This window comes from Azospirillum sp. (assembly GCF_035627195.1).
GTDB lineage: Bacteria > Pseudomonadota > Alphaproteobacteria > Azospirillales > Azospirillaceae > Azospirillum.
Window position 1 is genome coordinate 1 of record NZ_DASPMG010000041.1, and the last position, 13,693, is coordinate 13,693.

General features: G+C 69.5%; 16 protein-coding genes. 8 read left to right on the top strand and 8 right to left on the bottom strand.

All coding sequences use genetic code 11. The features are described from left to right. Positions 1-269: 269 nt before the first annotated feature. From VED21_RS03320 to VED21_RS03350, 7 genes are all read right to left on the bottom strand, one after another. Positions 270-1,670, bottom strand: a complete 1,401-nt coding sequence (locus VED21_RS03320) for an FAD-linked oxidase C-terminal domain-containing protein (RefSeq protein WP_324880886.1) — start codon at positions 1,668-1,670, stop codon at positions 270-272. An 88-nt stretch (positions 1,671-1,758) separates the two neighbouring features. Then, on the bottom strand, positions 1,759-2,091 hold the full coding sequence (locus VED21_RS03325) for a hypothetical protein (RefSeq protein ID WP_324880887.1): 333 nt from the start codon (positions 2,089-2,091) through the stop codon (positions 1,759-1,761). A gap of 94 nt (positions 2,092-2,185) precedes the next feature. Next, positions 2,186-2,401 (bottom strand): hypothetical protein, encoded by a 216-nt coding sequence (locus tag VED21_RS03330; protein WP_324880888.1) that lies wholly within the window; start codon positions 2,399-2,401, stop codon positions 2,186-2,188. Between the two features lie 12 nt (positions 2,402-2,413). Next, positions 2,414-3,364 carry a hypothetical protein gene (locus tag VED21_RS03335; RefSeq protein WP_324880889.1) on the bottom strand — a complete coding sequence of 317 codons (951 nt, stop codon included), beginning with the start codon at positions 3,362-3,364 and terminating at the stop codon, positions 2,414-2,416. Continuing rightward, positions 3,361-3,741 (bottom strand): hypothetical protein, encoded by a 381-nt coding sequence (locus tag VED21_RS03340; protein WP_324880890.1) that lies wholly within the window; start codon positions 3,739-3,741, stop codon positions 3,361-3,363. The genes VED21_RS03335 and VED21_RS03340 overlap by 4 nt, the downstream gene beginning before the upstream one ends. 62 nt (positions 3,742-3,803) lie before the next feature. Next, positions 3,804-4,448, bottom strand: coding sequence for a helix-turn-helix transcriptional regulator (locus VED21_RS03345; RefSeq protein WP_324880891.1), 645 nt, complete (start codon positions 4,446-4,448; stop codon positions 3,804-3,806). Beyond that, positions 4,445-5,125: a helix-turn-helix domain-containing protein gene (locus VED21_RS03350; protein WP_324880892.1), complete on the bottom strand. Its 681-nt coding sequence runs from the start codon at positions 5,123-5,125 to the stop codon at positions 4,445-4,447. The genes VED21_RS03345 and VED21_RS03350 overlap by 4 nt, the downstream gene beginning before the upstream one ends. A gap of 154 nt (positions 5,126-5,279) precedes the next feature. On the opposite strand from VED21_RS03350, the gene VED21_RS03355 reads away from it, so the two are divergent. Continuing rightward, entirely contained in the window at positions 5,280-5,612 is a 333-nt protein-coding gene (locus VED21_RS03355) for a ribbon-helix-helix domain-containing protein (RefSeq protein ID WP_324880893.1), read from the top strand. 36 nt (positions 5,613-5,648) lie between these two features. Here the strand turns inward: VED21_RS03355 and VED21_RS03360 are convergent, their stop codons facing one another. Beyond that, a complete protein-coding gene (locus tag VED21_RS03360; protein ID WP_324880894.1) occupies positions 5,649-9,266 on the bottom strand; it encodes a hydantoinase B/oxoprolinase family protein in 3,618 nt (1,205 codons plus the stop codon). A 117-nt stretch (positions 9,267-9,383) separates the two neighbouring features. Here VED21_RS03360 and VED21_RS03365 point away from each other — a divergent pair, with 117 nt between their 5' ends. The 7 genes from VED21_RS03365 (at position 9,384) to VED21_RS03395 (ending at position 13,687) form a co-directional block, all read left to right on the top strand. Further along, positions 9,384-9,986 carry an SCO family protein gene (locus VED21_RS03365; protein ID WP_324880895.1) on the top strand — a complete coding sequence of 201 codons (603 nt, stop codon included), beginning with the start codon at positions 9,384-9,386 and terminating at the stop codon, positions 9,984-9,986. Positions 9,987-10,170: 184 nt separating this feature from the next. Beyond that, positions 10,171-10,527: an AtpZ/AtpI family protein gene (locus VED21_RS03370; protein WP_324880896.1), complete on the top strand. Its 357-nt coding sequence runs from the start codon at positions 10,171-10,173 to the stop codon at positions 10,525-10,527. Positions 10,528-10,539: 12 nt separating this feature from the next. Next, positions 10,540-11,283: a F0F1 ATP synthase subunit A gene (locus VED21_RS03375; protein WP_324880897.1), complete on the top strand. Its 744-nt coding sequence runs from the start codon at positions 10,540-10,542 to the stop codon at positions 11,281-11,283. A 75-nt stretch (positions 11,284-11,358) separates the two neighbouring features. Beyond that, positions 11,359-11,583, top strand: coding sequence for an ATP synthase subunit C family protein (locus VED21_RS03380; protein WP_109120341.1), 225 nt, complete (start codon positions 11,359-11,361; stop codon positions 11,581-11,583). Positions 11,584-11,680: 97 nt separating this feature from the next. Beyond that, the gene (locus VED21_RS03385; RefSeq protein WP_324880898.1) at positions 11,681-12,304 is read left to right on the top strand and encodes an ATPase; all 624 of its coding nucleotides are present in this window, start codon (positions 11,681-11,683) and stop codon (positions 12,302-12,304) included. After that, complete coding sequence (locus VED21_RS03390; RefSeq protein ID WP_324880899.1) at positions 12,304-12,786, top strand: F0F1 ATP synthase subunit B; 483 nt, start codon at positions 12,304-12,306, stop codon at positions 12,784-12,786. The genes VED21_RS03385 and VED21_RS03390 overlap by 1 nt, the downstream gene beginning before the upstream one ends. A gap of 115 nt (positions 12,787-12,901) precedes the next feature. Beyond that, positions 12,902-13,687 carry a class III extradiol ring-cleavage dioxygenase gene (locus VED21_RS03395; RefSeq protein ID WP_324880900.1) on the top strand — a complete coding sequence of 262 codons (786 nt, stop codon included), beginning with the start codon at positions 12,902-12,904 and terminating at the stop codon, positions 13,685-13,687. Positions 13,688-13,693 lie beyond the last annotated feature (6 nt).

Genomic DNA, 13,693 nt, shown 5'->3' on the forward strand with positions numbered 1-13,693 from the left:
ACCTTGCGGTCATCCGGCGCTTGGCTCAGAACATCTTGCGGGCGCACCCGTTGGACCGGTCAATGAGCCTGAAAATGTTCAGGGCCATGATAAGCGAAGAATTCTTCTTCGAACTCTTTGCTTACATGCGATAGCCCTCCCACTTCGTGGGCCCCTTCCACGGTCGCTCGCAAGTCTCGCGACCGCGTTTCGCCTACGATCGCCTTCGGCGCTCGTTGCCTGCGGCACCGGCTCAACGCCCCCGCCGGAGGCGGGGGAGAGAGAAAAGCTTACACCCGAACCACCTTCCCCGGGTTCATGATGTTGTCGGGGTCCAGGGCCTTCTTCACGGCGGCCATGGCGAACAGGGCGTCGCCGGCTTCCTGTTCCAGGAAGGCCATCTTGCCGTAGCCGATGCCGTGCTCGCCGGTGCAGGTGCCGCCCATCGCCAGCGCGCGCTCGACAAGGCGGTCGTTCAGGCGCTGGGCCTCGGCCATGTCCTCGGGCTTGTCGGGGTCGACCAGGAACACGAGGTGGAAGTTGCCGTCGCCCACGTGCCCGACCACGGGCGAGATCAGGTGCGAGGCGGCGATGTCCGCCTTGGTCTCGATGATGGCGTCGGCGAGGCGCGAGATCGGCACGCACACGTCGGTCGGCCAGCCCTTGGAGCCGGGGCGCAGCGCCAGTGCGGCGTAGTAGGCGTCGTGGCGGGCCGCCCACAGCTTGTTGCGGTCCTCCGGACGGGTCGCCCAGTCGAAATCGGTGCCGCCGTTCTCGCGGGCGATGGCGCCCACCATCTCCGCCTGCTCCTTCACGCCGGCGGTGGTGCCGTGGAACTCGAAGAACAGGGTCGGGCGCACCGCCATGTTCATCTTGGAATGGCGGTTGATGGCGTCCATCTGCACGTCGTCCAGGAACTCCACGCGCGCCACCGGGATGCCGGCCTGGATGGTCTGGATCACCGTGTCCACGGCGCCCTGCACCGTCTCGAACGGGCAGACGGCGGCCGACATGGCCTCCGGAATGCCGTAGAGGCGCAGCGTCACCTCGGTGATGACGCCCAGCGTGCCCTCGGAGCCGACGAAGAGGCGCGTCAGGTCGTAGCCGGCGGCCGACTTGCGCGCCCGCCCGCCGGTCTTGATGATGCGGCCGTCGGCCAGCACGACGGTGAGGCCCAGCACGTTCTCGCGCATGGTGCCGTAGCGCACGGCGTTGGTGCCGCTGGCCCGCGTCGCCGTCATGCCGCCCAGCGAGGCATCCGCACCGGGGTCGATGGGAAAGAACAGGCCGGTGTCGCGCAGGTGCTCGTTCAGCTGCTTGCGGGTCACGCCGGCCTGCACGGTCACGTCCAGGTCCTCCGGCGACACGCGCAGGATCTCGCGCATGCCGGACACGTCGATGGTGACGCCGCCGTGCAGCGCCGCCACGCCGCCCTCCAGCGAGGTGCCGGTGCCGAAGGGGATGACCGGCACCTTGTGCTTGGCGCACACCTTGACGATGGCGCTGACCTCCTCGGTCGACAGGGCGAAGGCGACGGCGTCGGGGGGGACGACGGGGTGGTAGGATTCGTCCTTGCCGTGATGCTCGCGCACGGCGCCCGACGTGCTCAGGCGGTCGCCCAGCAGGGCGCGCAGCTCGGCAATGGCCTCTTCGGGCGCGGCGGCGCGGGGCGGGGCGGAAACGGCGGACATGGACGAACCCTCCGGTGCTTTTTGTCTGGTTTGTAGTACCAGCAAGCTAAGCGTCGGCGAAGGGCAAGGCAAGCATGGGAGATGCGCGTCAGTTCACCGGATCGGTGGGCGGGCGGACGTCGAGGCCGGCCAGCGGCAGGCGGGCGACGAGACGCAGCACCAGGTCTTCCAGCCGGCCGAGGTCGCGCCGCTGCGCCTCCAGCGCGTCGAGGCGGGCGCGCAGCTCGCCCTGGCCGGCCAGCACGTCGCTCAGCAGCGCCTCCAGCCGGCCGAGCTGCGCCTTCAGGTCGCCATGGTCGGCCTGGGAACGGTCCATGCGGGCTTCCAGCGCGCGCGTTTCCTCGGCGATCTCCTTCTCCGCCTCGAACAGGACGCGGAGGTTGCCGAGGATTTCGTCGAGGGCGGGGTCCGTGTTCTTCATCGCCGGACTATCGGCCACGCAACGAACGACCGTCAACGCGGCAGAAACGCCCACCCCCCACGCAAGATACCGTGCGCCGGACCGATGGAGGGGATCAGGTCTCGCGAATCGCCATCAGGATCCAGGCGGCCTCCACCAGCGAGACCGCCGGGGTGGCCGGCAGCGTGCCGTCGGCGTTGACGTCGATGGTCACGACGCAGGCGGAATCCGGGGCCATCGCCACGGTGAAGCCGTCCGCCTCCAGGGCGGCCTTGCGGCGCGACGCGGCGTCCTCGCTCGGGCACTTCTCAACTCTGACGTTGCCGGACATCGGCGCCTCTCCTCACGAATTGCACAGCGTCGGGTTGTTCTTGACGTAGGTGCCGAGCGACGCCGCCTCGCTCTGCAGCGCCCCGCCCAGGCGGCTCTTCAGCTCCGCCGCGGTGGGCGCCTGGCGCAGCAGCCCGACGTTGGTCGGCTGGATCACGTTGGCCGACAGCGCCTGGTCGAGGACGGAGTTGAGACGCGCCACGTTCAGCTGCCCGCCGCTGCTGACGCAGTCGGCGAAGGAGGTGGTGCCGGCCTGCGTCTGCTGGGCGTCCTGCTCGCCCAGCGACAGGGCGGAGCTGGCCTTGTTCTTGAAGATCCCCTGGATGGCGCCGTTCTTGGCGAGGTTCTGCGCGGCCACGCCGGTGGCGACGAACTGCGTCATGCGCAGCTTCGACGCGGGCAGCGTGGTCGCGGACTGGTCCATGTCGACCGACGCCAGGACGGAGGCGTACTGGTCCGGCTGGCCGGTGGTGGGATCGCCGGGGCGGAAGGGGATGACCGACGCCTCGTTGCGCTTGTAGCCGAAGCTGATGCTGTCCGGCACGCCGGTGGAGGTGGCGAAGCCGAGCTTCAGGCCGACGTTGCTGGAGGTGCCGAAGGCCATGATCCGGCGCTCGCCGGTGTAGTCGTCCGGCTGCACCACGACGCTGGAGGCGTCGGCGCGGGTGACGATGTCGGCCGCCTTGCCGGTGGCGTAGACCTGCTTGATCTTCGGCGCGAACACCTCGAGGTTCGATTCGATGTAGCCGACCGCGGGCGGGGCGGCGCCGGTGTCCACGTAATCCGGGCCGACGAAGCCTTCCGTGCGGTCGTAGCCCAGGTTGACGACGCGCGAGGTGGCGTCGGCGTTGATGCCGATGTTGGTGGAGGTGACGAACACCGCCCGGTCCGGCGACGAACAGCCGGCCCCCATCAGCGCGGCGGCCAGCGCGCCGGCCCCGATCAGAACTCCCCTGAGCTTCATTCCCCCGCATCCCCCTTCGTGTCGACCGGTGCGCCGTCCCCCGGCCGCACCGTCAATGTCCTTGCCGCCAATGGATTGCCGGCCACCAACGCGTCGTCGTTCAGCACCGCCACGGTGTCGCGCGTGTAGCCGATGGAGAGGTGCCCGCCCTGCCCGTTGCGCGCGACGGCCACGCCGAGGGTGGTGACGTCCACCACCGATCCGGCGACCGGCGAACCGGCGGGCGCCGGAGCCACGGTCATGTCGACGATGCCGATGATCCGGCGGTTGCCCGCCTCGTCCGTGTAGCTGTAGGAGCAGGCGCCCAGCGCGAGGCCGGCCAGAACCACAGCCCCCTTGATCGTCCAGCGCACCGGCCGCCGTTCCCCCGCTCGCATGCTGCGGTATACCCCCAAACGCATAGTCACGTATGGTGAGCGAGGGATGGATACAATTCAACTCAATTCGCCGTTGCAGCCCCCGGCCGATCGGAAGACGCGTCCGACACATCGTCGGCTGTGAGGATCCGCAGGTCGGCCGGCGGCAGGGCGGTGCCCGGCGCTTCGCCGATGAAGCGGTCGTCAAGCCGCAGCAGCCGCCCTTCGCCGAGCGGGTACACCGTGACCGTGCGCCGGACGAGGAATTGCGGCATCATCACCGACCGGTCGTTGAAGGAAAGCGACAGCACCTCCGACCTGCCGTCCAGCATTGCCGCGAAGTAGGAGCTGGCCATTTCGAGCACGTGCAACTCGGCCCGATAGAGGGGCAGGATGCAGGCGCCGATCATGTCCAGCCGGTGGTCCTTCCACGCGGCCGAGATCGTGGGGTTGGCCGCCTGGACGAACATGCCCTGCCGGTACAGCGTCACCGGGTTCTGCGCGGCGGCCGCCTGCGCCACCAGCGTCTCGTACGTCGGCTGCCGGTGGTAGTAGCCGGCCAGGATGTCCAGCACCCGGCGCCGCACGGCGGGCGGGACGGGCCGCCGTCCCGTCTCCCACAGCGCCACCGTCGACTGGCTGCGCCCGAGGTCGGCGGCGAAATCCTCTTGCGTCAGCCGGACCAGGCGGCGCGCGGTGCGCAGCAGGGACGGCCAGGAAATCGTCATGCGCCCATCCCTGGCCATGCCGTCGCCAAGTCCCGGCCATCCGGAACCAGCGGCGTTCCATCGGCCGCGGCGTCCGAGACATCGTCCCTGGTGACGATCCGCAGATCCGCGACCGGCAGATCCGTACCGGGCGCCTCGTGGATGAAACAGTCGGCCAAGGCCACCAGACGTCCCTCGCCGACGGTATGCACCGTCGCCGTACGGCGGATCACGAACTGCGGATCCATCAGCGACCGGTCGTAGAAGGAAACGGACAGCACCTGGGACGTGCCGTCCAGCATCGGCAGGATGTGGCTTTCCGCCACCTCGAACGCCCGCAGATTGGTCCGGTACAGCGGAATGATCGGGGCACCGACGAGGTCCAGCCCGCGCTTGCGCCAGATGCCCAGCATCGCCGGGTTGGCCGCCTGCACGATCATCCCCTGCCGGTACAGCGTCACGGGGTTCAGCGCCGCCGCCGCGCGCGCCACCAGCGTGCCGTAGGTCGGCTGACGGTGGTAGTAGCCGGCCAGGATGTCCAGCACGCGGCGCCGCACGGCGGGCGGGACGGGCCGCCGCCCCGTCTCCCACAGCGCCACCGTCGACTGGCTGCGCCCCAGGTCGGCGGCGAAATCCTCTTGCGTCAGCCGCACCATCCGGCGTGCGGTTCGCAGCAGCGACGGCCAGGACATTACCATGCGTTTGCCTAAAATGCTGTCATATCAAGCCAATACCAAACCCGAAACCGGCCGGGTAGAAAGTCTTCGCGCACCGGAAACTCTGGGGTTGGACATTATCACGGCCCCTTAGTCTGCGCATCCCAGTATGCGAAGCGAGCGATTGGAGGCCAACATGAAACCGGATGCGTTCGAGCGGGTCCTGCGCAATGTGCAACTCGGCGGCAACCGGAGCTCGCTGTCGCTGGAACGCTTCTACTGGGACGCCCTGGACCGGATCGCGCGGGAGCGCGGCATGCGGACCACGCAGCTGATCGCCGCCGTCGAGCGGGAGCATGCGCCCATCCGGGACAAGGCGGTCAGCACCTCGTCCCTGCTGCGCATCTTCGTGGCCGAGCATTACCGGACCCAGGCCGCGAAGCCGGCCGCCGTGGACGGCCGGGTCCCTATGCGGCCGGCGCCCATGTCCAGCCCGGCGGCCGTCGCCGACCGCCGCGCCACGCATTAGCGCCCGCTGGCCGGGCGGGGGGCCGGGCGGGGCCGCTCAGCCCCCGACCCGGCCGTAGCCGCCGCCGCCCGGCGTTTCGATGACGAACACGTCGCCGGCGTCCATGGCCGCCTTGTCGGTCGGCCCCAGCTCCTGGATCGAGCCGTCGCCGCGGTGCACGATGGTACGGCCGACCTGACCCGGCGCCCCGCCCTTCAGGCCGAAGGGCGGCACCCGGCGGTGGTTGGCGAGGATCGCCGCCGTCATCGGTTCCAGGAAGCGCACGCGGCGCACCGCGCCGTCGCCGCCCCGCCACTTGCCCGTGCCGCCGGAGCCGCGGCGGATGCGGAACTCCTCCACCAGCACCGGGAAGCGCCACTCCAGCACCTCCGGATCGGTGAGGCGGGAGTTGGTCATGTGCGTGTGCACCGCACTCGTCCCGTCGAAGCCCGGCCCGGCGCCGGAGCCGCCGCAGATCGTCTCGTAGTACTGGTAGCGCTCGTTGCCGAAGGTGAAGTTGTTCATCGTCCCCTGCGCCGCCGCCATGACGCCGAGCGCGCCGTACAGCGCGTCGGTGATGCACTGCGACGTCTCGACGTTGCCGGCCACCACGGCGGCGGGCGGGTTGGGGCGCAGCATGCTGCCCTGGGGGATGTGGATCTCGATGGGCTTCAGGCAGCCCTCGTTCATCGGGATGTCGTCGTCCACCAGCGTGCGGAAGACGTAGAGCACCGCCGCCCGGCACACCGCCGAGGGGGCGTTGAAGTTGCTGTCCAGCTGCGGGCTGGTGCCGGTGAAGTCGACGCGGGCCGAGCGCTTCGCCTTGTCGATGGAGATCTTCACGCGGATCACCGCGCCGTTGTCCAGCGGCTGTTCGAAGGTGCCGTCGGTCAGCACGTCGATGACGCGGCGGACCTGCTCCTCGGCGTTGTCCTGGACGTGCGTCATGTAGGCGCGCACGGTGTCCAGCCCGAACTGGCCGACCATGCGCTTCAGCTCTTGGGCACCCTTCTCGTTGGCGGCGATCTGCGCCTTCAGGTCGCCCAGGTTCTGCTGGACGTTGCGCACGGGGTGCGGGCCGGCGGTCAGCAGCTCCACCACCTCCGCCTCGCGGAAGCGGCCGCCCTCGACCAGCTGGAAATTGTCGATCAGCACGCCTTCCTGGTCGATCGTGGTGCTGTCCGGCGGCATGGAGCCGGGGGTGGCGCCGCCGATGTCGGCGTGGTGGCCGCGGGAGGCCACGTAGAACAGAACCTCCACCCCCTTGTCGTCGAACACCGGGGTGACGACGGTGATGTCCGGCAGGTGCGTGCCGCCGTGGTAGGGGTCGTTGAGGACGAAGACGTCGCCGGGGTTCATGGTGCCCCGGCGGCGGTCGATGATGGCGCGCACGCTCTCGCCCATCGATCCCAGGTGCACGGGCATGTGCGGCGCGTTGGCGATGAGGCCGCCGTCGCGGTCGAACAGCGCGCAGGAGAAATCCAGCCGTTCCTTGATGTTCACCGAATAGGCGGTCTTCTCCAGCGTGAAGCCCATCTGCTCGGCGATCGACATGAAGAGGTTGTTGAACACCTCCAGCATCACCGGGTCGGCCTCCGTGCCGATGGCGACGCGCGCCGGCCGCGCCTCGATCCGGGTCAGCACGACGTGGTTCTTGCGCGTCACCTCGGCCATCCAGCCGGGCTCGACCACCGTGGTGGCGATCTTCTCCTTGATGACGGCGGGGCCCATGATGCGGTTGCCGGGCACCAGCTGGTCGCGGTCGTAGACCGGCGCCTGGTGCGCCTTGCCGCCGGTGTGCACGGCGACGGTGGCGAGGCGGCGCGGCAGCGCGCTGGTGGTCTGGCCCGGCGCGTCGGGATCGTCCGCCGCGTCGGTGTGGCCGACGGCCTCCACCGACACCGCCTCCACCACCAGCGGCTTGCCGGCCATCATGAAGCCATAGCGCTGGCGGTGCGCCGCCTCGAACGCCGCGGCCATGGAATCGCGCGCGGCGAAGTCGACGACCAGCGGGGTGTCCGACCCCTCCACCTTCAGATGCGCCTTGCGCAGCACGGCAATGCGCGCGGGCTCCACGCCCTGGCGCAGCAGCTCCGCCCGCCCCTCCTCGGCCAGCGCGTCGAGCGCCTTGGCCAGCGCCGGCATGATCGACTCGTCGAGCCGCGCCTCCACCGCGCGCTCGCGGATCGCCACCGTGTCGGCGAGGCCGATGCCGTAGGCGGACAGGACGCCGGCGTGCGGGTGGACGAACACCTTGGTCATGCCCAGCGCGTCGGCGACCAGGCAGGCGTGCTGCCCGCCCGCCCCGCCGAAGCAGTTCAGCGTGTAGCGGGTGACGTCGTAGCCGCGCTGGACCGAAATCTTCTTGATGGCGTTCGCCATGTTCTCCACGGCGATCTTCAGGAAGCCCTCGGCCACGTCGTGCGGCGACAGGTCGCGGCCGGTCTTCGCCTTGATCTCGGCCGCGAGTGCGGTGAATTTCTCGCGCACCACGGCGGCGTCCAGCGGCTCGTTCCCCTGCGGGCCGAAGACGCGTGGGAAGAAGTCGGGGTTCACCTTGCCGACCATGACGTTGCAGTCGGTCACGGTGAGCGGCCCGCCGCGCCGGTAGCAGGCCGGGCCGGGGTTAGCCCCCGCACTCTCCGGCCCGACGCGGAAGCGCGTGCCGTCGAACGTGCAGACGGAGCCGCCGCCGGCCGCCACCGTGTGGATGTGCATCATGGGGGCGCGCATGCGCACGCCGGCCACCATGGTCTCGAACGCCCGCTCGTACTCCCCGGCGTAGTGCGAGACGTCGGTGCTGGTGCCGCCCATGTCGAAGCCGATGACGCGGTCGAAGCCGGCCATGCGCGCGGTGCGCACCGCCCCCACCACACCGCCGGCCGGGCCGGACAGGATGGCGTCCTTGCCGTGGAAGAAGCGGGCGTCGGTGAGGCCGCCGTTGGACTGCATGAACATCAGCCGCACGCCGTCCAGCTCCCCCGCCACCTGCTGGACGTAGCGGTGGAGGATCGGCGACAGGTAGGCGTCCACCACCGTGGTGTCGCCGCGCCCGACGATCTTCATCAGCGGGCTGACCTCGTGGCTGACCGACACCTGATCGAACCCCAGCGAGCGGGCGAGCGAGGCCACCTGCTTCTCATGGTCCGGGTGGCGGTAGCCGTGCATGAGCACGATGGCGCAGGCGCGGAAGCCGTGCGAGCGGGCGGTTTCCAGCTGCAGCCGCACGGTGCGCAGGTCGACGGGCTTGAGCACCGTGCCGTCGGCGCGCAGCCGCTCCGGCACCTCGATCACGCGGTCGTACAGCAGTTCGGGCAGGACGATGCGGCGGGCGAAGATGTGCGGGCGCGCCTGATAGCCGATGCGCAGCTGGTCGGCGAAGCCTTCGGTGATCAGCAGCAGCGTCTTCTCGCCCTTGCGCTCCAGCAGCGCGTTGGTGGCGACGGTGGTGCCCATCTTCACCGCCTCGACCAGCCGGCCGGGGATGCGCTCGCCGTGCGTCAGGCCCAGGAGGTCGCGCATGCCCTGGATGGCGGCGTCGCGGTAGTGCTCGGGGTTCTCGGACAGCAGCTTGTGCGTGACCACCGAGCCGTCGGGGCGGCGCGCCACGATGTCGGTGAAGGTGCCGCCGCGATCGATCCAGAACTGCCAGCGGCCCTGCGTCGACGTCTCCATTCCCCGCTCCCTGCATAAGCTTTGCGAGCGAGTGTGGCGATTGGCACGCCCAGGTCAAGCGGTGCTGCGCGCCCACCCCCTTGACCTTGGCCGCGGGAGCGCCTTCATTGTGCGCTCATGAAAGCCCGCATCGTCCGCATCGCGCTCGCCTCCCTGGCGGGCCTCGCCATCGCCGCCGGCATCGCCTGGTGGCAGGTGAAGAACGCCGAGACCGTTGCCACCTCCGGCACGGCGTCCGTCGGCGGCCCGTTCCAGCTGACCGACCACACCGGAAAGGCGGTGACCGACGCCGACTTTCGCGGCCGGCACATGCTGGTCTATTTCGGCTACACGTTCTGCCCGGACGTCTGCCCGACCGAGCTGTCGACCATGACGGTGGGACTCGACCGGATCGGGCCGCTGGCCGACAAGGTGCAGCCGGTCTTCATCTCCGTCGACCCGCAGCGCGACACCGTGGCGCACCTCGCCGAGTACGTGAAGCTGTTCCACCCGCGCCTGACCGGCCTGACCGGTACGCCGGAACAGGTGCGCGCCGCCGCCAAGGCCTACCGCGTCTACTACGCCAAGGCGCCGGGCAGCGGCGACAGCCCCGATTATCTGATGGACCATTCCAGCTTCCTGTACCTGATGGGGCCGCAGGGGAATTTCGTCACCGTCTACCCCGCCGGCACCACGCCCGACCGCCTCGCCGAGGACCTGAAGAAGCGGCTGGCCGGCTGAGCTGGCCCCAATACCCTAGGCGTAACAATGTGTTGCAGCGCAGCACCCGTGGTTTCGGGGCGTGGAAGGGCAGTGTTATCAAGCACTTGCCGCAGAGGTTTTGCTTCTTGACAGGGTAGTGCCCTGTCCGTATGGTCTCGCCGCTTTCGCGTGGCGGCCAGCCAACGGGGGATCACGAAGCGACATGAGCGACGGGAAGCCCCCCCACTCCTTGGATGAGCTCGAAGCACGGTTGCGCAAGGCGCGGGACGCCCAGGCCGAAAAGGCCGGGCCCAGCCGGTTCGCCGGTGCCCCGCAGGGCCCCATCGGGGTCGCCTGGCGCATCGGCGTCGAACTCGTGGCCGCCATGATCGTCGGCGTCGGCGGCGGGTATCTGCTCGACCGCTGGCTTGGTACCGCGCCGTGGGGCCTTGTGGTTATGTTTTTTTTGGGCGCCGCGGCCGGCATTCTGAACGTCTACCGGGCCTTCACCGGGCTCGGCTACGCCACCGGCTACGGCCGGGAAGAAGACAACGGCCGCCCCGACGGCGACGGACATTGAGCGAGGACGACCTTGGATCCGCTGCACCAGTTCCAGATCAATCCCTACGTCCAACTCGTGATCGCCGGGTACGACGTGTCGTTCTCGAACTCGGCGCTCTTCATGGTCATCGCCGTGGCGCTGATCTACGGCGTGATGAAGCACGGCATGGCCAGCCGCGCCCTGGTGCCCGGCCGCCTGCAGTCGCTGGCCGAGATGTTCTACGAGTTCGTCGCCAACATGGTGCGCGACAACGCCGGCCATGACGCGAAGCCGTACTTCCCGTTCGTCTTCTCGATCTTCATGTTCGTGCTGTTCGGCAACATGCTGGGCATGATCCCGTACACCTTCACCTTCACCAGCCACATCATCGTGACCTTCACGCTGGCGGCGACGGTGTTCGTGTTCGTGACCGTGCTGGCGCTGATGAAGCACGGCATGCACTTCTTCAGCTTCTTCATGCCGCACGGCGCGCCGATCGCGCTGGCGCCGATCCTGATCCCGATCGAGGTGATCTCGTATCTGATGCGCCCGGTCAGCCTGTCGATCCGACTGTTCGCCAACATGATGGCGGGCCACACCATGCTGAAGGTGTTCGCCGGGTTCACCGTGCTGATGATCGGCGGCCTGGGCAGCATCGGCTTCCTGGCCGGCCTGGTCCCGGTGGCGATCAACATCGCGCTCACCGGCTTCGAATTCCTGGTCGCGTTCCTGCAAGCCTACGTCTTCACGATCCTGACCTGCCTGTACATCCGCGACGCCCTGGAGCTGCACTAAGCGGCTCCGGGACGCCCCGGACGGACCCTTCACCACCATCCCTAAAGTTCACCCTTAGATAGAGGACTGAGTATCATGGAAGCTGAAGCCGCTAAGTTCGTCGGCGCCGGTCTGGCCGTCATCGCCCTCGCCGGCGTCGGCATGGGCATCGGCAACATCTTCTCGACCCTGATCGGCTCGATCGCCCGCAACCCGGCCGTGCAGCCGAAGGTGTTCCCGATCGGCATTCTGGGCTTCGCGCTGACGGAAGCCGTCGCGCTGTTCGCCCTGCTGATCGCGTTCCTGATCCTGTTCGCCTAAGGCGCGCGACGCTCGCTTCACAGCGACACTCGCTCTGACGCGGCGCCGAGCCCATAACGGGTTGCGGCGCCGCACCTTTGCCTTGGGGGACCGATCTATGCCGAACCTGCTGAAGGGACGGCTGGCCCGCTGGTCGGGCGTTGCGGGCGGCGCGCTCGTCACGCTCACCGCGACCGCCGGTGCCGTTCTCGCCGCGACCGCGGAGCACGGTGCTGAGCACGCCGGCGGCCTGCCGCAGCTGAATCCCGCTACCTTCCCGACCCAGATCTTCTGGCTGGCGCTGTCGTTCATCGTCCTGTACTGGCTGCTTTCCAAGAAGGCGCTGCCGGTCGTGGCCGAGGTGCTGGAGGCCCGTCAGAAGACCATCTCCGATGACCTGAACAAGGCTGCCGCCCTCAAGGAGGAAGCCGAGGCCGCGATGGCCCAGGTGGAAACCGCCCTGGCCGACGCCCGCGCCCAGGCGCAGGCGGTGATCGCCCAGGCGGTGGCCCAGATCGAGGCCGCCAACCAGGCCCGCCAGTCGCAGGTCGGTGCCGACATCGCCGAGCGCCTGCGCGCGGCGGAGGCGCGCATCCAGTCCGCCAAGGACGAGGCCGTCGCCAACGTCCGTGACGCCGCGGCCGACATCGCCCGCGACGTCGCCGCCAAGCTGGCCGGCATCGACATCGACGCCGCCCAGGCCGAAGCCGCGGTGGCCGCCATCATCGAGGAGCGCCGGTGATGCTGCAAGCGCCTGAATTCTGGGTTGCCATCGCGTTCGTCATCTTCATGGCGCTCGTCTGGAAGAAGGCCAGCGCGGCGATCGGCGGGCTTCTCGACGCCCGCGCCGAGAAGATCCGCGCCGAACTGGACGAGGCCCGCCGCCTCCACCAGGACGCCAAGGCGACGCTCGAAGCCTACAAGCGCCGCCAGGGCGACGCCCTGAAGGAAGCCGAGTCCATCGTCGCCCACGCCCGCGAGGAGGCCGAGCGCATCCGCGCCCAGTCGACCCGCGACCTCGAGGCCGCCGTCAAGCGCCGCGAGACCCAGGCCGTGGATCGCATCGCCCAGGCCGAGGCCGCCGCCCTGGCGGAGGTTCGCAACCTGACGGTCGACATCGCCATCGCCGCCAGCCGCCGCATCCTCACCACGGGGATCCAGCCGGCCCAGGCGGACAAGCTGATCGACCAGTCGATCCAGGAACTGCCCAAGCACCTGCACTGAGCTGCGGATGCCTTGATCGTTCCCGGATCGGCAACAGTCTCTTGAAGAACCCCGGCCTTGGCGCCGGGGTTTTTCTTTGCGACATACATGGGGTGCCTTTTTCGGGAGCTCCGCCATGTCCACCACGCCCTTCCCCACCCTCTTCGTCTCGCACGGCGCGCCGACGCTGATCCTGGAGCGGTCCGCCGGGCGCGACTTCCTGGCCGGGCTGGGGAAGCGCATCGGCCGGCCGCGCGCGGTGCTGGCGGTGTCGGCGCACTGGATGACGAACGGCCCGGCCGTGAGCGGCGCCGAACGGCCGGCGACGGTGCACGACTTCTACGGCTTCCCCGACGACCTCTACCGCCTGCACTACCCTGCCCCCGGCGCGCCGGAACTGGCGGCGCGCGTTGCGGAGCTGGTGCCGGGCTGCGCGATCGATCCCGGCCAGGGGCTGGACCACGGCGCGTGGGTCCCGCTGATGCTGATGTACCCGGAGGCCGACATTCCCGTGGCCCAGCTTTCGGTGCAGCCGCGGCCCAGTGCGGCCGACCATTTGGCGCTGGGCCGCGCGCTGGCGCCGCTGGCGCGGGACGGCGTGCTGGTGCTGGCCAGCGGCGGCGCGGTGCATAACCTGCGCGACTTCCGCATGGGATCCGAGGTGGCGGCGCCCTGGGCGCACGGCTTCGCCGGCTGGCTCGACGAAGCGCTGGAGGCCGGCGACGCGGACGCCATCGCCGGCTGGAAGACGGCGAGCGCCGAGGCCCGCCTCGCCCACCCGACGGACGAGCACTTCCTGCCGCTGCCGGTTGCCGTGGGTGCGGCTGGCGAGGGGTTCCGGACGGAGCGGCTGCACGCCGGCTTCGAACACGGCAGCATCGGCATGCACGCCTACGCTTTTCACCCCCGGACGGCGGCGTAGCGCGCG